Source organism: Anaplasma marginale str. Florida, assembly GCF_000020305.1.
In the GTDB taxonomy this organism is placed as follows: Bacteria; Pseudomonadota; Alphaproteobacteria; order Rickettsiales; family Anaplasmataceae; genus Anaplasma; species Anaplasma marginale.
The window spans coordinates 644,776-665,517 of record NC_012026.1 but is presented as its reverse complement, the minus strand read 5'-3'; the positions used below and the strand labels follow the sequence as shown (position 1 = coordinate 665,517).

Sequence of the window (20,742 nt, the reverse complement as noted above, 5' to 3'; positions counted from 1 at the left end):
CTATGTCTAACAATTACGAATCTGTTCGTAATTTGGCTATTGTTGCGCATGTAGATCACGGGAAGACTACGCTTCTAGACAGCATGCTGAAGCAAAGCGGTGCCCTCAGGGATAACCAGGAAGTTGTTGAGCGGGTGATGGACAGCAATGACCTGGAACGGGAGCGGGGCATTACGATCCTGGCGAAGTGTACCGCGATTACGTGGGGAAGCCATAAGATTAATGTGATAGACACACCAGGCCACGCAGATTTTGGTGGCGAGGTGGAAAGGGTGCTCTCAATGGCAGACGGGGTGCTCATGCTCGTTGATGCGTCTGAGGGCCCGATGCCGCAAACGAAGTTCGTGCTCTCAAAAGCGCTGCAGGCCAATTTGCTGCCAATAGTGGTGGTAAATAAGGTTGACCGTCCAGACAGCAGGGTGAGCGAAGTTTTGGACGAGGTGTATGAGCTTTTTATAAACCTCAACGCCACAAGTGAGCAGCTCGATTTCCCCGTGCTCTATGCTTCCGGGAGGAGCGGTTGGTGCGTCAAGGATTTGTCGGAGGAGCGCAAGGATCTTACACCTCTGTTTGGAGCGATTCTGGAATATATCAAACCCTCGCAATATGACCATAACGCCCCGTTCAGTATGCTGTTAACCCTTTTGGAGTCAGACAAGTTTTTGGGCAGGGTACTGACTGGGAAGATATACCAGGGTAGGGCGAAGATCAATTCGCAGGTGAAAGTGCTAAACTTGGGCGGTGAGGTTGTGGAGAGCGGCAGGCTGACCAAGCTGCTGTCTTTTTCCGGTTTGAAGCGTGTTCCGGTTGATGAAGCCGGTGCCGGAGACATAATAGCCGTTGCTGGGCTCGAGAAAGCCTCAGTTTCTGACAGCATTGTGGACGTTGCTGTAAGTGTGCCTATTCCCTCTACCCCCGTAGACCCCCCAACCATGGCCGTGACTATTGGTGTGAATGATTCGCCTCTGGCTGGCACTGAAGGCACCAAGCTTACGTCTACTGTAATCAAAAATAGATTGCTGTCCGAAGCTGAAACCAACGTAGCAATCACGGTGAAAGAGGGGGAACGCAGTGATTCTTACGAGGTTGGCGGCAGAGGTGAGCTACAGCTCGGTGTGTTGATTGAAACGATGCGGCGGGAAGGTTTTGAGCTTTCTGTATCGCGCCCGCGTGTCCTATTTAAGAAGGAAGGGTCAGCCCTTCTGGAGCCCATGGAAGAGGTGGTGATTGACGTTGATGAAGAATACAGCGGCATAATCATGGAAAAGTTAAGCTTCCGCAAGGGCGATATGCAAGATATGTCGCCATCAGGGCAGGGCAGGGTGCGCATGGTGTTTCTGATTCCTTCCAGGGGGCTGATTGGCTACCATGGCGAGTTTCTTACAGACTCCAGAGGCACTGGCATAATGAATCGCCTGTTCCACGGGTATGCGCCACACAAGGGTGATATCCCTGGCAGGGTGAACGGCGTGTTGATTTCCACTGGGCAGGGTGAGGCAGTTGCGTATGCCATCTTTAACCTTCAGGACAGGGGTGCGATGTTTATCAAGCCCCAAGATAAGGTATACATGGGTATGGTGGTCGGGCTGCACAATAGGGGCAATGACATCGAAGTGAACGTCTTGAAGGGCAAGCAGCTGACCAACATCCGGGCCGCGGGCTCTGACGAGGCCGTCAGGCTTGTTCCGCCGCAGTTAATGACGCTAGAAGAAATGATAGGGTTTATAAACGACGACGAGCTGGTGGAGTGCACGCCAAAATCCGTAAGATTGCGGAAAAGGTTCCTAGACCCCAATGAGCGCAAGCGCTTTGCAAGGGCTAAGAGTGCAACTTGAGTGCGTGTAATGCATGTACAGATGTTGGCAGTTTAGATATACCCTGCCATGAGTTATACTGCCTAGTGGTTTACCCTGTGCGTGTGCTAATTGGGTGAGAGCGCGCTACCCGATGGTATTGCTCTGCAAGAGTGCGTAGTGTGGGACGTTGCGGTAAATTGCGCGACAGATGCGTGGGTGCCTGCAAGGGCGAAGAGTGCAACTTGAATGCATGTAATGCAGTACAGATGTTGGCAGTTTAGGTTTACCCTGCCGTGGGTTATACCGCCTAGTGGTTTACCCTGTACGTATATACGGGCTTCTGTAGCGCATGGTACAACTGTGGATAGCAAAGCCCCGACTGGTGCTGCAGTTCATGACGGTCTGTGCAGACGAGGAACCCTGTAAATCACCGCCACCCTTTAAGCTCACTACCATCACCAAACTGATCAACGACACCGATACCTACACAACGCGGCCTCATCTGTAAATTTAACTTGGCACCAACTTCCTGCCCAGCGGGCACGCCCGCACATTACCTACAATACAGATAGCAATGCCTCTCCCCACTATATTCTTGGTACGCATAATGCTTTTCACTTACACACGTTGTATATCCATGCACCTAGTCCCTATCTCCGAACTCCCGCTGCCTCATCTCCCAACCAATGCCAACACAGCTCTCTGCACCATCACTGCCTAGCAGTGCCTTTATAACTGATACAGTCAAAGCGCTTGGTACCACCTACATAACAAAGCCACTATCTATACACTCCTGGCATCCCAGTCTAACTTGGTACCACACAGCATCTCCCAACCTCTGGTACCTCCTCCTGCCCTTGGCACTCAGCCCAACTTGGCACGACCACCACAGCTCTCTGCACCATCACTCGGCACTTCATCTCCTAACCTTTAGCTTTGCTTGGTGCCGGTCTTGACTTCCTTATAACTAGCACAGCCAAATCGTGTCCTTCACTACCCCTGGCACTCAGCCCAACTCACTACCAAGGCCAACACAGCTCCCTGCACCATTAACACACTTTAAGTTCTTGGTACCACCGACATAACAAAGCCACTATCTATAAACCCCTGGCATCCCAGTCTAACTTGGTACCACACAGCATATCCCAACCTCTGGTACCTCCTCCTACCCTTGGCACCCAGCCTACCAAGGCTGCTAACACAGTCAAAGCTCTTGGTGCCTCCTACATAACCTGGTGCCTACATCCTCACAGCACTCAGCCCAACTTGGCACGACCACCACAGCTCTCTGCACCACCACTCCCAGCAGCACCTCATCTCCTAACTTAAGGGCTTGGCTGGCTTGGGGCTGCTGTTGACTGCTGTATGCTGTGCACAGTCGAAGTTCTCATTTTCGCCACCCAACCCCTTAGCAAATTTAGCCATAAGCTTACCAGCACCAAAGAATATAGCTGTAAATACAACCAGCATTACAATAGCAGGCCATGCAAGCTTACCAAAGATAGCCATAATGCTAGAACCTAGTATCACCCCAGTCATGATGGGTAGTCCCAGCTTCTGCACAAACCGTATAACGTTACATATAACAACAGTCGCTGTATCATCAGCAGTCTGAGCACCCTCGCTGGACTTACTAGCCCCAGCAGGTACACCATGTAAGATACCAAATGCTAATACTACAGCAATGAGTAAGAATCTAAGTTTTAGCAACATCACCACTCTCCCAAAACCTCTACGTCCACCCTTGCACTAACTGGTATTACCCTCAATACAGTGGCCATAAGCTTACCTATGGCTGTACACACAACCAGCATTACCATGGCAGGCCATGCAAGTGTGCCAAGCCATGACGCCAGAACCTAGTACCACCCCTGTCATGATGGGTAATCCCAGCTTCTGCACGAAGACAATGACGTCACAAATAACCTTGGTAGCTGTATCGTCAGCAGTGTTAGTACTGCTGATAGTATCGGCATTAGTAGAACCTGCTGTGATGAATAACCATATCAGGGCTACCATAGCATGCTCACAGCCCTAGAGGGGAGCATTGGGTATAGTATTGGAGGAGCAAGGGTTGAAGTAGAAGTAGGGTATGAAAGGTTTGTCATTAAGGGAGGTAAGAAGTCTAATGAGGATACAGCTTCAGTATTCTTATTAGGAAAGGAGTTAGCATATGATACAGCAAGAGGTCAGGTAGACCGTCTTGCCACTGCTTTAGGTAAGATGACTAAGGGTGAAGCCAAGAAGTGGGGTAAAGCAGTAGAGGGTACTACTAATGGTGAGAAGGTGAGCCAGAATGTGTGTGGCAAGGGCGAAGGCAGTAATGGCACTAAGAAGTGTGGTACCACCGATAGCACTGCCACCACCAAGATTAGTGAGGTGTTCACTGAGGGTACAGACACACTGCTTTCTGTTGAGGGGAACAAAGACACCATCAACTTGCAGGGGATGGCGAATAACATTAATAACCTGAGTAAGGAGGATAAGGCAGTTGTTGCCGGGGCTTTTGCTAGAGCTGTTGAAGGTGCAGAGAGCTGTGGTGAGTTGGGCTGAGATGCTGAAGGTGCTAGAGGTTGGGTGACTAGTTGACCTGGGAAAGCAGTGAGTGGTGCCGGTAAGAAGTAGGGGGTAAGTAGAGAGGACAAAGATTGTGGAATGCCACATTGGGTAAGGAAGATGAGATGCAGGTGTTGAGGTACAAGAGACTGGGAGACGGGTTATGCAGGTGACACCGGTGCAGAGGGCTGTGGTGGCAGGGTCGAGATTTGGTAGGCCAAGAGGGTACGAGATGAGGTGCCAAGAGAGGCTGGCTGCCCTTGGTGGTGCCCAGTAGAGTTGGAAGTGTGAGTGATGTTTCGGGGGAGAGTGGTGAGTCACACTGTTGTAGAAGGGGTTAGGGCCCCAGCGACCATTGCCCGTTCATCAGCATCCAAGTTATTAATATCCCTAGCCCATTTTCTAATCTTCTCAGCAGCAATTAATTCCCTTGCAGCATTAGCTCTCTCACTTACATCTAGACTGTTTAAATAATCAGTCCAACCCCTGTTCTTAGCTATCTCCATCGCACTAGCTAATGCTGCCTTCATCACTGTTGCAACTCCACGCTGCTCAGCTATCTCTGTAAGCTCCTCTAGTGTCCTGAGTCTCAACCAATCTTTAAACCCCAATTTCTTCAGCTCCCTTATGGCAGCTAGTGTTTCTAGTTTGCTCTTGAGCTTCTCAACTTTTGGCTCCCACTGTTCCTTCAGCGTGCTGACCCCTCGTATCTTCTCTATCAAGGTTTCCAGCTTCTTTATCGCCTTCTTGAGTTTATAGCCCCTTAACTCCTCCAGCTTCCCCTCTTTCTCCAGACTTTCCTTTGTCCTCAGAATAAACACTTCCCTTTTTGCCTTCTTCACCTCCTCCAACTTCCTAGCCTCTAGCTGCTTCAAGTCTTCCTGCCCCTTGATTTTCTCTATCTCCTGCTTTAGTTCCCCCATAGTTTCTAGCTTCCTCTCTAGGTCTACTAGCTCCTTACCCTTCAACCGCTTCAGTGTTTCCTTAACCTTGGACAATTCTCTCAATCTCTCTTCTGGTATTAGCTCATCCAACTGTCCTAGCTTTCTAAGCGCTCTTATCTCTTCTAGTTTACCTTCTGCCTTGCTTTGTGGATTATTCTCCCTACGTGTAACTTGAGTACTCTGCTGTGTTAGCACCTCCCTCTTTATCCCTTCTAGCAGCGCTGGTTCCACCTTCAGTTGCTCCAATGCTTCCCTTATCGCTGCTAGTTCTTCTAGCTTTTTCTTAAGATCCTTCACTAGCCCTACCTGACCCTGAAACCCTGTATTGCCACCCACCTTTGGCTCCAACTTCTTAGCCAGCTCCTCTAACTTCTTGACCAACGGACCCCTTAGTCCCTGACTGTCACCCACCCGCATTACCAGAGTCTTCACCTCCTCTATCTTCTTGGTCTCTGTGTCATTGTTGTGGAGCAATCCCAGGAAAATCTCCACTTCCTCCTTTGCCGCTTCCACCTCCTTCATCTTCTCAGCTTCTAGCCCCAATAATATTCGTGCCTCCAGCAGATCCAGCTGTCCACCCAATGCTCTAATCTTCTCAGTCAGCTGTAACCCCTCCTGAATCTCTAGTCCCCCAGCCTTCCGCTTCTCTGCCAATGCTCTAACTTCCTTAATCTCAGCTAGTACCCTGAGCCGTTCCTCTAGCCCCAATTCCTTCAGCTCCCTTATCGCTGCTAGTTCCTGCCCTACTCTTCCAATCCTGCGTAGCAACCACGTTTTGTCCAAATGCTCTGCAAGCTCTGAACCCTTTACCTTCTTCTTCACCTCCTCCAACTTCTCAGCTTCCAGCCTCTCCAAGTCTCTAAGCTTTCTGATTGCCTCCGGTCCCTTCAGTTTCCTTATTTCCTCTATCTCCTTCAGCTTCTTCTCCAGCTCCTCTAGTGAGGTGTATCCTGGCTGCTCCTCCAATATACTGAGCTTCTGTGTGGCTCTTTTCGCCACCTTCTCCAACTCCTCAGTCTCCAGTGTCTCAAGTTGCTCTAACCACTTAAGTTCTCCAAGTTCAGCTAATTTACTTACTTGCTTTGCTAGTTCATGTTGTAGCTTTTCTAATTCTTCTGGTCTGCTCAGTTCTTGTATAACTAGTCCTTCATCAACTCCTACCATCTCCCCAGCAAGTAATGTATCTCCATCTGAGATCTCTCTACTAAACATTGCCCTTACAGGACTAGCTGTTCCTCTTCCTATACTACCTACTACTTCCTTCTTTAATCTATGTACACCAGGAACGCTGGGGGTGCGAGTAGTACACAGAGGTGGGGGATCTGGGTGGCGTGGGAGAGTAGGGACTTGGGTGATGGTGTGGAGGAGAACTTTGACTGTACCCCAGGAACAACATTAGGTGGTTATAGATGGTAGCAATACCACAGTGGGATGAGCCTGAGAAGTCATGGGGTAGGAGATGAGGTTGGGTGACTAGTTGATATGGGAAAGCGGTGAGTGGTGTTGGTAAGCTTATGGCCACTGTATTGAGGGTAATACCAGTTAGTGCAAGGGTGGACGTAGAGGTTTTGGGAGAGTGGTGATGTTGCTAAAACTTAGATTCTTACTCATTGCTGGAGTATTAGCATTTGGTATCTTACATGGTGTACCTGCTGGGGCTGAGGCTGCTAAGGATGATGATACAGCGACTGTTGTTATATGCAATGTTATACGGTTTGTGCAGAAGCTGGGACTACCCATCATGACTGGGGTGATACTAGGTTCTAGCATTATGGCTATCTTTGGTAAGCTTGCATGGCCTGCTATTGTAATGTTGGTTGTATTTACAGCTATATTCTTTGGTGCTGGTAAGCTTATGGCTAAGTTTGCTAAGGGGTTGGGTGGCGAAAATGAGAACTTCGACTGTGCACAGCATACAGCAGTCAACAGCAGCCCCAAGCCAGCCAAGCCCTAAGTTAGGAGATGAGGTGCTGCTGGGAGTGGTGGTGCAGAGAGCTGTGTTGGTTGGGCTGAGATGCCAAAGTTGGGCTGGGACCTCAGTGGGCAGAGGCTTGTGTGATTGGGAAGACAACATTGGGTAAGTCTCAAACCTGTAGAGTGTGGTTAGGTGGTACAGGTGATTCTGGTCAGTGTGTGTAGATGGTGCAGGAGCATAGGGCTTTGTGTGGGTAAACGCGAGCAACCACGGTGTCACAGGTACAAACAGTCGGAACTGCGTCGTTTTATAACTAGACTGCAGGGGCTGAGGGGATCTGGGTGGTGGTGTGAGAGAGTAGGGACTAGGTAGAGGTTGGGAGATACCAGTTACCGGGTAGTGATACTGGTGCAGAGGGCTGTGGCGGTGCAGCTACATTGGGTACCGGAAGAGATACCTAAGTGTGTGGGGAAGAGTGGCATGGGGGTGTTTTCCGACATGCACATAGCCGCCTAATATAACGCACTTCATACCGCGGCAATTTTGTATATCCCCCGTAACGTAAGGTTAAGGTTTTTCCCGGAAGCTGGCATCAACATCAAAGTGTTAGGTGAGTCACGATGCAGCAGCCCCTTGAATACATAACAGAGCTTACCATGCAGATTGTTTTTGTGATAGAAAAAGAGATGGAATGCCTGCGCCTGCGTGATAAGCAAAAATTCAGGGCGTTACAAGATATAGAAGGGGAATTACTTCAACTCCTGGAAAAGACTCGCAGTAAGGTTATGGATAATACGGAAATTCTGCATGAAAGTAGCCCCACTGTGCTAGAGAAGCTTAACTTGGTTTTTTCTAAATTCGATAGATGCCTTGCCGGGAAGCACGCCTTGCTTGCGCAGATGTCATGAGCCACTTGTGCGAAGGTTAGCCCCCTGATGCGCTGGTTTTTGTGCATCATGTATTCCGGCTTGTAGTTGTACCTGTGCAATATGGCCCGCACGGATCGGGGTATGCATCGCACTGAGAGGGAGTTTTACATGGCTTAGGTGAGATCTGGCTCCGCTGGGTTAATAAACTGTACGATTGGTGGTGCGCCTATAGGCTGCTATAACCCTCATCAAAGCCCCGCGGTGAGCACTGCTGCAGTGTAGCCGCTGTTAGAGGCTGGATGCCGTGATACGTAGCTCATGTGCGCGAAGCAGCCCTCCGAGGGAGGCCGCGTTTCCTTGTGTTATAACACACAGGTTCGCGGGATGAGGGGCTGCTCCATTTTAATCATATGAGATTGCCTTTGAGCTCTCATTGTTGAACGCTGCCGCGGCGACTTTGGACAGCACTAACTTCTTCCACTTCCGGATCCGTTATGGTGCTTGAAGGTACGTCTTCTGCTTCCAGCCATTTTCCTCCCGCACCTTGTTTACGGTTCTTAAGATGCGCATCACCATCGGCAGCACGTAACCTCTCTTCGTGGTTTTCTGATTCCGGTGAAGAGTGTTCCTCAGCAACCTCAGATTTTGTTGCCTCAACAGTTTCTGAAGCGCCACCACGGTGGCTTTCTTCTCCCTTTGCAACGTTGCGATCATTGCTACGCTCTTGCTGTACCTCTTGTGCTGCGCGTTTTCCTGGCTCAGCAGTTTCTACAAAGCGGTTTTCTGCCTTGGAACCAACAATACGAGTGAAGATGGGATAGAGAAACTTCTGGACAAAAGAGGTTACTGCATCCTTGACCCACTGCCACAACCGCATATACCAAGGCTGCTGGGCTTCTTCACCCATCTTGTGTGCTTCACTACTCCTGCGCACTGCCACAGCAGACAGGGGAGATGTTTTTGGCTTGTCGTCAGCGCCGTGGTCATGCCCATCATCCGGTGCTCCCTTACCGCTTCCAGCGTCAGCGGAGCGCGCAGAGCTTATATCAGCCTGCCGAGCTTCCTCCTGCTGTTGCAATGATGCCTGAGCTTTACCACCCTTGCCCAGGATTAACATCACCGCTGTACGGGCTACCGAATAGAACCAGTTTACCACGTCAATGATCCACTGCCACACTCTCGAGTACCAAGGTTGCTGGTCTTCTCCCATCTTGGGCATTTTCTGGAACAGCTTTGTAGTAAGGCCTGCAGCTCGTCTGTCGGCCGGCTGCCTACGTCTAGCAGCTCCAATACCGTCTTTCCTAATTGATCCCTCCCTATGCATACCTCTTTGACCGTATGCTCTGTCGAGGTGTATTGCCAAGAAGCTAGCCCCCACTTTCTGACACTGCCTTATAGACACGTCAGGATCGGTAAATATGTCTTGCTGGTACGAGTCAAGCAGCAGCGTATCAGCTGTATTGAGCGATGCATTGTTGCCCAACCTAGCTAACACGGCACTTTCTATCCTGCTGCTATCGATAGTATATGCACCGCATCTTCCGCGCAGGAACCTAATACCATCTTCGTCATTGTGCTTGTAGAAGGCCATTAGCATGTCTGTAACGTCAGCCTCACACAGTGCATACGCACCTGTCTCGTCTGTGTGTAGAGTCCCCAGAGCGACAGAATTTTTCAGAACCCTGTCTAAGCAGGATAGGGTACGCACTGGGTCTATCCGGCCGGTGCGCAGTGCATCGGCTATGGTTGCTATAACCTTCTCCACGCGGTCATGCTCTGGCGGAAGCGCAGCCTCACTGCACAGAACTTCAGCAGAATCTACATCTCTCAGGCTAAACATGTTTTGTAGGAGAGTAGAGTCCACAACAACGAATTGCTGCCCTATTGATTCACGCACACTTTTGATCGACTCACGCAGCCCTTGCAGACCCCTTTGCTCGTAACTACGGGTGAGTGCACCTACTGCGACACTTCTCAATTCCTGCAGTACAACGCGGTTCCCCTCGGCATTTGACGCCTCTAGGCTCCGTACCGGAGCCGCATTTTCAATTTGCTGTACAACCGACTTCACAAGTGCGGTCACATTTGATACGATGCTGTCAAGCTGTCTCTTTGCTTGATGCAGGTTAGCGTCGGAATCCTGTATATCTGCAAGTTGCTTGGCAACGCTCTCCAAATCTCCGAGTGACATCAGCAGCGACAGCTTGTAGGTAATGACCTCAAACCTTGCTGCTAGGGCGCCAATATTGCCTTGTGGGATATCGCTGCTTCCCAACCGGTATACCACGTTGACGGTGTTGGGGTGCAGACTACCCGGTATACTATAGCCTCCTGTTCCTGTGAGCAGGGGCAGTAGGCCAACAGCGCTATTTAGAGCATTGACCACGCCTTTCTGTGCGGTATCCAGCTCTTTATTGAGCCCGTAGCCGTACAACAACTGCACGACCTGCGACAGATCCTGCGAAGCACCGGTTATCTTCTCCTGTAGCCCCGTATCAGGCGCCGCTGGTTTCGCTGGTTTACTTATAACCTCGGGCACATGTGATGATACATCAACAATTGTCTTGAACCACTGTGCAGCAGTTAGTGTCCTACCCGCAGAAGCCGAACTTTCCTGAGTCTGGGCTGGTGTAGCACCGCCACTTACCCGTACCAAATCTGTTGCGCTTACGGCAGGCGAGTTTGCTGCCTGTGCAGCTGTGGCTAATTTTGCAAGACCAGATTTGGTCAATGCCGCAATTCTATTGGATAATTGCACTACTTCTTTAGATGCCGCTATGCCGCGATCACGGTTTAGCATTGCATCAGTAGCGTATTCTATGTTCCCCATGAGCCGAACTATGCCGCCGTCTTCATGGTCTGCAAGCTTGGTGCAAACTTGGTTTAGCAGGGCCTTCGCGCTCAATGCATCACCAACCAATATAGTAAGCTCGTGCTCGACCTCCTGGTGTCGTGGGGCACCAATGATTCTTGACCCTGATGCGTAGGCCGATTCGCACAATACCTGAGCTGCGCTCTTTCGGGGCACGAAAACGTTGTTTCTAGTTTCCATGCACACCTTGGAGACTAGCATACCTGCGTCACGCGCTGCCTCGTACACATCTATCAGTGCCGCCGCGCGCTGGCGTACCTCCTGCGGGTCTGGCTGTGCACCACCAAGACTGCTAGCAGTGGCTCTCCATCCATCCAAAATGTTGTGGCTAGTTTCGCGTACATGCTCACATATAAGGTCGTGTGCCATGTGTACGGCGTGCATAGCAACTTGCACGAAGGCGCTGTAGTGTTGCACAGCATCCCGCTGCGCACCTTCCGCCCGGGCGGCATCACGTCTGTGAACAAGCTGTGCTGCCCTCAAATTATTTTTGCATTGCTCAAGATGTGACAAGACCTGCGCTACCAGACGCGCATCTCGCTGTATACGTGCATCGTAAAGAAACCCTACCAGGTTCTCGACCGCACCTAAGTGCATGAGCGCCCTGTTGCGTGCCGCTATTTCATCATGGCTTATAGCGCTAGCAGCAACTTTCTCTTTCTGTGCGCTATCTGCCGCACTTCTGGCAATAGAAACCATTCTGAAGATCTGCGACGCCCAATCTTCTCCCAATATCCTTTGAGGCTGGCTGGCAAACCTTTGTTGTGATGTTTCCTGCAATAATGTGACTGCGTCAGATAGCCCGCTGAGCATAGAGACCGCATCTTTGGACAATGGGGCTGCTACAAGCTTAGCATTCAACAGGCACTCCTGGCTCCGTGTAATTGCCTCCTGAAGCGCCCTCTCGTGCGGTACCACAGATTCTGTGTCGCGTCCACCCGCAACCTTAGTTAGTAACGTAAACAAGGCTGCCTGCTGCGCAATTTCTAGCTGGTGTCTGACAGCACGCAGATGGTGCAGGAGCTTCCCGCCTTGCAGTGTGTTATATATCCCGCTGTGGACGAGGAACTGATTTATACTTTTCAGCAGACGAGCAGTCCGGTTCAGATGTGTGATTGTCTTGTCGGGCTCTGCACCACCCTCGGTGTCGGATGATAGATGTGGCTTTTGCTGCCCCGCATCCATCGCAGCATGACCAACCTCAACCATTCTGGGCGCAAACCCTTTATAGCCATAACCCGGCACTATCTTTACATTTTCGGACGTGCGCGCCGCCTCTACCAACCCGAGCTGGGCGACTAGAGCACCATATGCGGCGCTTATCGCACATTGGTCACTGGGAGCCAAATTCCCATCGCGGTGCATACCGGCAATGGTGCTGACAACAAGTCTAATATCGTCCTGTATGCGCTCAGCCCCGTCTCTGATACCGCGTGTGCTGATGCGCTCCATCAAACTTTCTGCTGCACCGATGGCAAACTGTATGCGCTCTTTCTGTCCCTCAGTTAGATTGCTGCTATTGCTACCAGTTATCAACTCCTCCATCACGCCTTTGGCGTCGTTCAGTCCGGCAAATACTGTAGCCAAGTCTAGCACTAGCGGCGCTGCGGCCCTAGCGAGCCGCGAATGCACTGCTGGTGCAGTGATGGCAGTGCCACATGCCGCGTGGATATCATGCTGCACGCGGTCCAATAGTGTTTTAGAGATGCTGTTACCCGTTGTCTTACCAGCCCTAATTGCGGATACGGCGATTCTTGCTATCGCTGGATGCAGATCTTCCGAAATTTGTGCCCTGTTGCTCATCCCGGTGGAGCTGGCCGTCTGTTGTATCACGCTATTAAGCTCGGTGAGCATACCTGACACCAGGTCGCTAGTGATTTTCAGGGTCCCGTCCGACGATGCTTGTTGCTTGAGTTTTGACTCTACAAGTGTTTCGATTTGGTGCTCTTTAATATGAGCTGCCCCCAAGTGTTCCTCCCTAGCGACAGATTCGACCACAGCACTAATGGTTGCGATTAGTACCGTGCGTGCAAGCCCAAATGGGACGCCATCAACACTGTTTGCTGCGGTGGTTGCGCGCTGTTCAGCTTCCCTTTCGGAGACCTTACTGCTCTCTTCAACTACTGTGCCATTTTCCCAAAACTCTTGAGCAACGCTATGGATCTTAATAACCCCCTGTGCCAGGTTCTGTATCATTTCATCTGTAAGCTCAGCAAAAGCCACAGCGATAGGAGCCTTACTCGCTCCCGCGCTGGCTGCTGCGTGCGCACGTTTTACGGAATCACGAATCGTTGTGAATAGGTTTACAAAAAACTGTTCTGAGACCACAACGTGCTCCCGGCAATTTGCGACAAGGGAAAACACGCCTTTCGCTATTGTGTGCCACACTGTTCTGTCCCCTGCTGACAGGGTGCTGGCAATCTTCCACGCCAATGAGACACAACTTGACCTAGGAACCTCATTTGCGCTACCACCGCAGATCACCAGCGTAGTCGCATACTTTGCTGCTTCTTTGACCAAATCTTGGTCTACATCCTGCACCCCCTTCAGCGCAGCGCGTATTGCGCTCCGACAATGCTCCTTTTGAGTGTCTATGTATATGGAGGTGACCATCTTCTCTACGTGCCGGAATGGCACACTGTGGCCACGTACTGAAGCGTCACTGCAAGTGTACCGAGCGGCAGTGTGCATTACCACACTTACAACCCGTCTTACTAGCTCATCCCAAATTGTTGTGTCCTGTGCAAGTGCGCCCACTTGTACCATTTCGTCTCTAAAGCGCTGAAATGCACCGGAGACCATTTGCGCGGACAAACCCATTGTATTACCAGAAGCGCTTGCCGCCTCTGATACTATGCGCCTTACAGCATCACTTGGTAGGCTAGGCGGAATGGTACGTCTCCTGCTGTCATGTATAACAACCTCCTGTATCGCGTGCATTGCCGCCACGACTATGCCGTGTGCAACATCGGTATTGACGGTGACGGTTCTCTCGCCTTCACCGTATCTACTTTCAGCATGTGCACCTAAAAACTCGCTGTCAGGCATTATCAGCGCTTGTTCTACAACTCCTCCTATAAATGCTGCACGAGGCTCAGTTGAGTAGACAGATGCTGGGACTGCCTGGCCCAGATCGAACGTGATTTTCTGATCTATAACTTCTCTTACAAGATCCAAGCAACCTCTATTATGGGCGTTGTGTGCGGTGTACACCGCATCTTGATGCATGAGACCCTTGTGTAACCGGATTAGGTTGTCTATCATGGTGGAGATGACGCTTGCGTCGGAAACCATGCGGCTTTGCCTAGCATCGTTTGGTAGGCCTGCCACCATGACTTCATTCAGCATGTCACCCGGTATCCGGGCCTTCACCCCATCTATGGCTGTGCTAAGCTGCATCGCGTTGGAGCACGCTACCAGGGCATTATAAACAAACTGCACTGGAACTGCTGTAACGACATCATCTGTCGCAGATCCTGCTTCTTGTGCACCACGTGCGGCAGCACTCCTCCCAATCGCTCTTGATATTTCGCTCAGTACCACGATTGGGTCGTCTCTATTGGCCGCATTTCTGACGTGGGTGATATTATGCTCTTCTATCAACGCTCTTAGTGCTACTGCAAGATCAGCTCCGCTGGTGATAACAACTTTGCCGTCAGATACTGGCAGCATCCCTGCTATTTCTGCCAACCGATTGCCAGGAACCAGAGCGCGTACCCCGGCCGCAGCGGAACGTACTTGTAGCGTATACGCGAGCGTTTTTAGTGAGCTACGAACAAACTCTTCGGGGACTTCTACAGCTGGGGATTGTTCTAAAGTATTCAGTGCATTTATATCTACCAGCCTACCAACTACACTCTCTAGGTCTGTCAGCACTTCGCGCATTCTGTTGCCAAGCTGCCCTTGGAGGTTATGCCGCGAAATCTCCCTCGCACACGCGTGTAAAATTAAATGCGGTGCGTTACCATCTAGGAAATCGTAATTCCCTGAAGGTAGAGCAGCACCTATTTCTAAGAGCACAGAATTTGCAGAACGTAGTGCCTCCCTTAACTTACTGTAGTCGGCACCATTATTGCTGCGAGCAAGCGCTGTATCCGCATCTCCTATCCTCGCGCAAATAGCGGGCATTACGTCTAGTAGGCTGCTTTCTGGGTTATTCAGGCTATGAGCAGTGACCCTAGCGTTGCCAGAGGCCACCTTTATTGCGTGAACTACTATATCCTTCAGAATTTGAGCTGCTAGACGAAGGAAAACGAGCGCGTCCACGATGTGCTCATACACGACACGCGCCGCTCTCTGCAGGTGTTGCAGCGCTTTACTATCCCTGAGCTTCTCGCCAAGAGATACAAGAGATAATAGCGCATTTTTACAATAATCGAGCAATGCCTCCGCCTCCAGCGCGGCAGTGACACGCACGTTATAGGAAACAGACTCTGCAGCCTGCTTTACGTGATTGCCTGCATTTCGCAACTTGTCTAGCGCCAAGGCAACGCTTTCACCTCCGTGTTCTCGCAACGCTGTACCGTGCTCCTCAACTAGGCGATAAGCTCGTGTTATGTGATAGTATGCGTTGGTGGCCTTCTCTCTAAAACTGTTTACAAGCTCATGCGCAGTGCGATCTGTAGCAAAACCCTCCCGCTCGCTCAACACTTCACGTTTGGTAGCTAGCTCCAACAAAGCTGCCGCATGTAGTAGCTCCTCTGCCACTTTTTGGCTGCAGAAAACCAAGTGTGGGTTGTCAGAAATAGAATCAACTATTTTGCGTGTTGCGCTTCTCAGCTCTAGCCTGAGCGTACCGCCGTGGCCCCCTACAGGGTCTATAGCACTTATTATGTCTTTTGCGGCATCGTTCAAACTATTAGCGAAATTCTCAATACTGATTTCATGGAACGGCCCCTTGTACGCGTCGTGCGCACTCTCCAAAGCTGCACGTAGCCGTTCGTATGCCGATACGAGGTTCCGGTCTTCTGATGACACAGCCCTTGCATTGAACGTCTGAAGTGTGTGTCTAATACGCTGCGCTGGGTGCTTGTTTGCCACATCGCGAATCATCTGCAATATTTGCTGCGCATCTTCAGATATCTGAGTAATACTTTCCGCGTTTGGAGAAGGCGTGGTCCCCGCGGCAATAGAATCGCAGACGTGCTGTATCTTTTCGGTTATAGTCTGGGTGCGCGGCACAAGCTGCACAGCAGCGCTTATCCACTGCCTGCCTGTCAGCGCAGACACAACTGTAAGAATGGTGCCGATATGTCCGAGCAACTCCTCAACGCATGCACGCAGACCAGCACTGTTAGAGCTACCGACGTTGGCGGCAGCGGTATGTAGCGCACTCATGGCGCGCGCGAGTTCGTACCGTGTTACATAGGCTTGGGTTCCTGCGCTGCATTTTGCACTTGGGTCTATGACGTTACACTCGCGCGCCACTTTGTAAACTAGCGCGGCAGTTGACGCAACAGAACACCTGGCAACTATTTCCTGTGCGGCGCTTGGTGATACCTTACCACATGACTGCAGCAGCGACATTACCGCTTTTATGGCGTGTGCATCTTGATCGCTGCCTATTTCACACCTACGATTTTCAATCCAGGTTACTGCACTGGCGACTATGGCATCCTGTATTGGATTGTGCACGAGATCGCTTCCGGGCACTGCCGCAACTGTCATCGCATGGGAGAGAATATCTGCAGAGTCGGCCTGCAACGCCGAACGTGCCACATGCCCCGCTAATAATCTTTGCCCTACATCGCCGGAACTTGGGCACAACTCGCCTATGAGACGTGTGACCAGCTCTTTTGCGCTATTCACTACCGATTGGTCGGCACTCCCGCTAGCTGCCACACCGATGATTCTCTGAATAATGGACTGATTCTGCCGCCCCTCTGCCTGTGTTAGGTGGTGGGCGAGTACCGCACCCAGCGCCTGGTTGCCTGGTTGCATCAGTACTCTGATTGCAGCGGTGATATCTCCAACGTTTTGCGGTTTGGCAACATACAAATCCAGCGCGTTAAGCGATGCTGCATTTCTGTGTGACAGCACGCTGTGCAGCGTTTTAGGATCACTTAAAGCATCAACGTGCCGCTGCAGGGCATATGCTAGCTTGCCTTGTTCTGCAGCCGTAAGTATTTCATCAAGCAGCGCAGCGTAAGCAGTCGGAGCCGATCCTCTTCTTTTAGCTGCGGGCGCCATGTCATCTGAGTCACTTGGTGCCCCAGCGCGTTTGGCAGGAGCGCTCTTAGCTCCAAACCCCTGCACTCTGTTTGCCACTTGGCGTGAAATGTCACCTAACTTCCGCGACTGATCACTAGCAACGTCGCCAAGTTTATCTAATAGATCGCGCATCGTGTTTACAAGATTGTTTAGGAGATCTATTACTTTCTTTCGCAGGGTTTGCAGCGCAGCAGCGTCTGCGGCAACACTGCTAACCTTGTCTTTCGCGCTCTGAACTTGCGTGCCGATATCCTGCAAAATTTTGGAAATCGTTTCCAGCAACGCAGACGCGCCTTCTGGAAGAGTCTGAGCCTCAAGCTCTACTACCACGGTTTCGACGTCATTCTTAGTTTTTGCTGCAAACTGCAAGAAACTGTTATGTGCTCCAGCGCCGCTTACCTGGTGGTCGTCGCTATGGCGTGAGACGTGTGTAGCGTGTGTGGTGCGTGGAAAACGGCCTCCATTACCCTGCCGCGCCGCCGCTTTTACCTTCTTGGGTGCTGCTTGTTGCGTGCGTGTCGCTGCGCCGCCTTTTGCTGGTGCTGTCTCAGGTGTAGCGGACTCAGTTGCTTCCGACGCTACTGCACCGCTTGCTTCTAGATCTACTCCGGTAGAGGTGCGCAACTGTTCAAACTCATCCTGCGATAAACCCGACTCACTTTCATCTCGATCGTACGTAGCACCCTCAACGTCGGTCGCATCCTCTGTCGCCACATACGAAACCCCATCACCAGCATCTTGTTTGCTAACAGAGACGGCGTTGTTGCCGTGCTCCTCACCAGGCTGCACGTCGGTTTTTACGGTAACATCCCGCTCATTATCCTTTCCTGTATTTGCTCCTTCAGCTGTTTGTGCACTATCTACACCTTGCGCAAGTGCTGTGACGCTCGGCTCAGTTGCGACGTGTTGTGCACCTGTATCAGTGTGGCTAGTCGCCACACTAGCTCCAGTCATGCTTTCTGTCTGTGCTCCATGTGTGCTACCGGTAGTTGCTACTTCTTCTGTCTGACTAGTACTTTGCAATGCCTCTCCACTGCCGCTCTCCTCTGCGGTTGTCTGCTCAGAAGGTGAGCCTCGTTTATCATGTGCCTCGGCATTGTGTCGCGTCGGTGAAGGCTGAGCATGGCTGGCCGTTGTTTGAGTGCGGTCCGCACTAGTCTGCGATGCACCATGTGCCTGCACGCGATATGCCTTTTCGTATGCGTCTTGCGCCTCTTTCCGATATTTCTCCGATTGCTCGCTCCTCTGCTGTTGTGCCTGCTTTAAATCGCTATCATCGACAGGGGTGGAGTACTGCCAGGACTGATCAGCACTCCAGCTACGAATGTTGCTGCTGCTCGACTGCTCGGTCACAGCAAGTAATGACGCTATAAGATCGTTGGCAACAACACCAAACGTTTGACTGGACTTCGCGCACTCTCCGACACAAGTTTTACACAACTTCCCCAATATCTCCAAAGCGATCGCTGGATTTCGCTCAGCGTTGCACTTAATTGCTTGCTCTAGTAGAGACTCATTCGCGCTGTTTAGGTGCAGCGTTCTCTGCAGCACTGAGGCAGAAAACCTTCTGCACAGGAGCTCTACTGTCTGCTCATCCCCACTCTTTACCGCAGCTTCCAGTATGCAGTGGTCGGTGCCAAAGCCTAGCTCTTGCTCCCAAGAGGGGGCATCAGCGCTTCTACTGCTATTTAGATGCTGCAAAAGTCCACCGGCACCCTTCTTCGTATATGTGGTATAGGCTTGTGATACAGGTTGTGTGCCAACAATACCTGGATGGTGAGTACCGGTACTGGTTGCCGCAGTAGGGTTGCCCTGTGTTGCTTCAGTCATATGAGTTTTCCTGGTTGGACGTCGGAGTTGGGTTTAGAGCAAGCCACACCCTGGAACTGCAAAGCGCTAGGACTGCGCTCTGGCCACCCAGCCACTCTCCAAGATTGTGTTTTGCCTGTAAAAATGCTACCTGCAGTTATGTTAACATATGGTAAACATATAACCTGGTGCCCCCGCGTACATGGCACTATGAATGCATACTTGCAGTATACATAGTGAAGTCAAAGTGGCTGCTGGATTGGATATATGTTGCATTGTGGGTTGGCAAAAGTGGCCCTATTTTGCCTGGCAAAGTATGTCGATTTTTTTAATATTTGTGTGCAACTCGTTTGTGAGACAACTTATAGTCTATTCGGTAGGTGTGTAGCGATGTGTACCACCGCAACAACCTCCATAAATGTTGGGTGATTAGGCACGTGAGAATCATACAAGTTTGGTTGCCACACAACTTTCTTCTGCGCCTGTATGGCTGTGTGTGCTATGTATGCGGCGGCCCCGCAATCTGTTTGACATACTAAAAAAGTTCATGATACACTCGCCGGGGTTTTTGTTAGCGCGGTTGTTTCTATGTCCGGTCTAGAGAGTTGTGGGCTTACCCTAACCGAGGGTGCCGTTAATAAGATCATGGCTGTTTTGCGAGAGGAGGGTGGTTCCTCGCTTCTTAAGGTTTCTGTGCAAAGTGGCGGTTGCGCTGGGTTTAAATATGAGTTTGCCACTGGTTCATATGAAGACGATGCAGACTCCTCCGATGAATATCCGGAGGATGATGATTCGGGGTTTGACGACATGGACGGCGATGAAGAAGATAACGATGAGGTTGAAGGTGGGTCAGACCTCATACTCTCAGATGCTTCTGGAAGGCCGATACTATTCGTAGATCGCTGTTCTAGGAAGTTCTTACAAGATTCTACCATAGACTACGTAGAGGATATTAACGGCTCCAGATTCGTGGTCAACAACCCTGCCGCCAAGTCTGGCTGCGGTTGCGGGAACAGTTTTTCATTGTAGGAGGGGTTGCTTGTCTTCTGTTTCTAGGGAGAGAGGTCCTTCCCTATTTAGAGTTTTAGGTGTAGTGGCGGCTGCGTTGTTGACTGCAGTTATCTTCCGCAGTTTTGTAATGGAGCCGTTTCACATACCCTCTGGTTCAATGAAGAGCGGATTGCTCGCGGGGGACTATATATTTGTCAGTAAATACAGTTACGGGTACAGCCGCTACTCAATTATACTGTCTCCCCCCATTTTCAAGGGTAGGGTTCTATACACTACTCCCCAGGCTGGCGATGTTGTTGTATTCCGTCTGCCATCAAACCCCGGTACAAACTATGTGAAGAGGGTTATAGGCCTTCCGGGCGATAAGGTGCAAATAATCGGTGGGCGCTTACAAATAAACGGCAAGGAAATGGGTTATAAGCGTATAGAGGATTTTTTCGATGGCAACAAATCCTTTAAACAGTACACTGAAACTCTGTACAATGGCAAGTCTTATGAGATACTAGACGAGCTTGAAAACAGCTCCTTGGACAATACTCCAGTTTACGTAGTGCCCCAGGGGCATATTTTCGTGTTGGGGGACAACCGGGATGATTCCAGAGATAGCCGCTTTGTTACAGAGGTTGGCAACATACCGATAGAAAACATTGTGGGCAAGGCTTTGGTCATTGTACTCTCGTTCAAGAGGGGCAAGGGCTGGCTTCCTTTTGAATTGAGGTTTGATCGGGTGTTTCGCGCTGTAAGGTAATAAACGGGGTAG

Annotated in this window: 9 protein-coding genes and 1 pseudogene; 6 read left to right on the top strand and 4 right to left on the bottom strand. The window is 50.8% G+C overall.

The genetic code is table 11. The features are described 5' to 3' along the window. Positions 1–2 precede the first annotated feature (2 nt). The gene (typA, locus tag AMF_RS07740) at positions 3–1,835 is read left to right on the top strand and encodes a translational GTPase TypA (RefSeq protein WP_010264770.1); all 1,833 of its coding nucleotides are present in this window, start codon (positions 3–5) and stop codon (positions 1,833–1,835) included. Positions 1,836–3,116: 1,281 nt separating this feature from the next. Here typA and AMF_RS07735 read toward each other — a convergent pair. Both AMF_RS07735 and AMF_RS10260 read right to left on the bottom strand, forming a co-directional pair. Further along, positions 3,117–3,509, bottom strand: a complete 393-nt coding sequence (locus tag AMF_RS07735; RefSeq protein ID WP_041660051.1) for a TrbC/VirB2 family protein — start codon at positions 3,507–3,509, stop codon at positions 3,117–3,119. Between the two features lie 72 nt (positions 3,510–3,581). After that, complete coding sequence (locus AMF_RS10260) at positions 3,582–3,815, bottom strand: TrbC/VirB2 family protein (RefSeq protein WP_011114088.1); 234 nt, start codon at positions 3,813–3,815, stop codon at positions 3,582–3,584. Here AMF_RS10260 and AMF_RS07730 point away from each other — a divergent pair. Beyond that, positions 3,816–4,328: pseudogene (locus AMF_RS07730) on the top strand (P44/Msp2 family outer membrane protein); the annotation flags it as partial. A 341-nt stretch (positions 4,329–4,669) separates the two neighbouring features. On the opposite strand, the gene AMF_RS07725 reads toward AMF_RS07730, so the two are convergent. After that, positions 4,670–6,508, bottom strand: coding sequence for a hypothetical protein (locus tag AMF_RS07725; RefSeq protein ID WP_050810877.1), 1,839 nt, complete (start codon positions 6,506–6,508; stop codon positions 4,670–4,672). Positions 6,509–6,878: 370 nt separating this feature from the next. Between AMF_RS07725 and AMF_RS07720 the strand changes: the two genes are divergently transcribed. Together AMF_RS07720 and AMF_RS07715 are read left to right on the top strand one after the other, a co-directional pair. Next, positions 6,879–7,250, top strand: coding sequence for a TrbC/VirB2 family protein (locus AMF_RS07720; protein ID WP_010270129.1), 372 nt, complete (start codon positions 6,879–6,881; stop codon positions 7,248–7,250). A gap of 581 nt (positions 7,251–7,831) precedes the next feature. Next, positions 7,832–8,119 (top strand): hypothetical protein, encoded by a 288-nt coding sequence (locus AMF_RS07715; RefSeq protein WP_010264730.1) that lies wholly within the window; start codon positions 7,832–7,834, stop codon positions 8,117–8,119. A 391-nt stretch (positions 8,120–8,510) separates the two neighbouring features. Here AMF_RS07715 and AMF_RS07710 read toward each other — a convergent pair whose 3' ends face one another. Further along, positions 8,511–18,992, bottom strand: coding sequence for an ICP22 family protein (locus tag AMF_RS07710; RefSeq protein ID WP_012658988.1), 10,482 nt, complete (start codon positions 18,990–18,992; stop codon positions 8,511–8,513). Positions 18,993–19,559: 567 nt separating this feature from the next. Between AMF_RS07710 and AMF_RS07705 the strand changes: the two genes are divergently transcribed. Next, on the top strand, positions 19,560–20,000 hold the full coding sequence (locus tag AMF_RS07705; protein ID WP_010267743.1) for a HesB/IscA family protein: 441 nt from the start codon (positions 19,560–19,562) through the stop codon (positions 19,998–20,000). Between the two features lie 10 nt (positions 20,001–20,010). Next, positions 20,011–20,730 carry a signal peptidase I gene (gene lepB / locus AMF_RS07700; RefSeq protein ID WP_010264705.1) on the top strand — a complete coding sequence of 240 codons (720 nt, stop codon included), beginning with the start codon at positions 20,011–20,013 and terminating at the stop codon, positions 20,728–20,730. Positions 20,731–20,742: the final 12 nt, after the last annotated feature.

Excerpts from the sequence above, each read along its gene's own strand:
- typA (WP_010264770.1), top strand. The coding sequence starts at position 3 with ATGTCTAACAATTACGAATCTGTTCGTAATTTGGCTATTGTTGCGCAT.
- AMF_RS07725 (WP_050810877.1), bottom strand. The coding sequence starts at position 6,508 with ATGTTTAGTAGAGAGATCTCAGATGGAGATACATTACTTGCTGGGGAG.
- AMF_RS10260 (WP_011114088.1), bottom strand. The coding sequence starts at position 3,815 with ATGGTAGCCCTGATATGGTTATTCATCACAGCAGGTTCTACTAATGCC.
- AMF_RS07715 (WP_010264730.1), top strand. The coding sequence starts at position 7,832 with ATGCAGCAGCCCCTTGAATACATAACAGAGCTTACCATGCAGATTGTT.
- AMF_RS07705 (WP_010267743.1), top strand. The coding sequence starts at position 19,560 with ATGTCCGGTCTAGAGAGTTGTGGGCTTACCCTAACCGAGGGTGCCGTT.
- AMF_RS07720 (WP_010270129.1), top strand. The coding sequence starts at position 6,879 with ATGTTGCTAAAACTTAGATTCTTACTCATTGCTGGAGTATTAGCATTT.
- AMF_RS07735 (WP_041660051.1), bottom strand. The coding sequence starts at position 3,509 with ATGTTGCTAAAACTTAGATTCTTACTCATTGCTGTAGTATTAGCATTT.
- AMF_RS07710 (WP_012658988.1), bottom strand. The coding sequence starts at position 18,992 with ATGACTGAAGCAACACAGGGCAACCCTACTGCGGCAACCAGTACCGGT.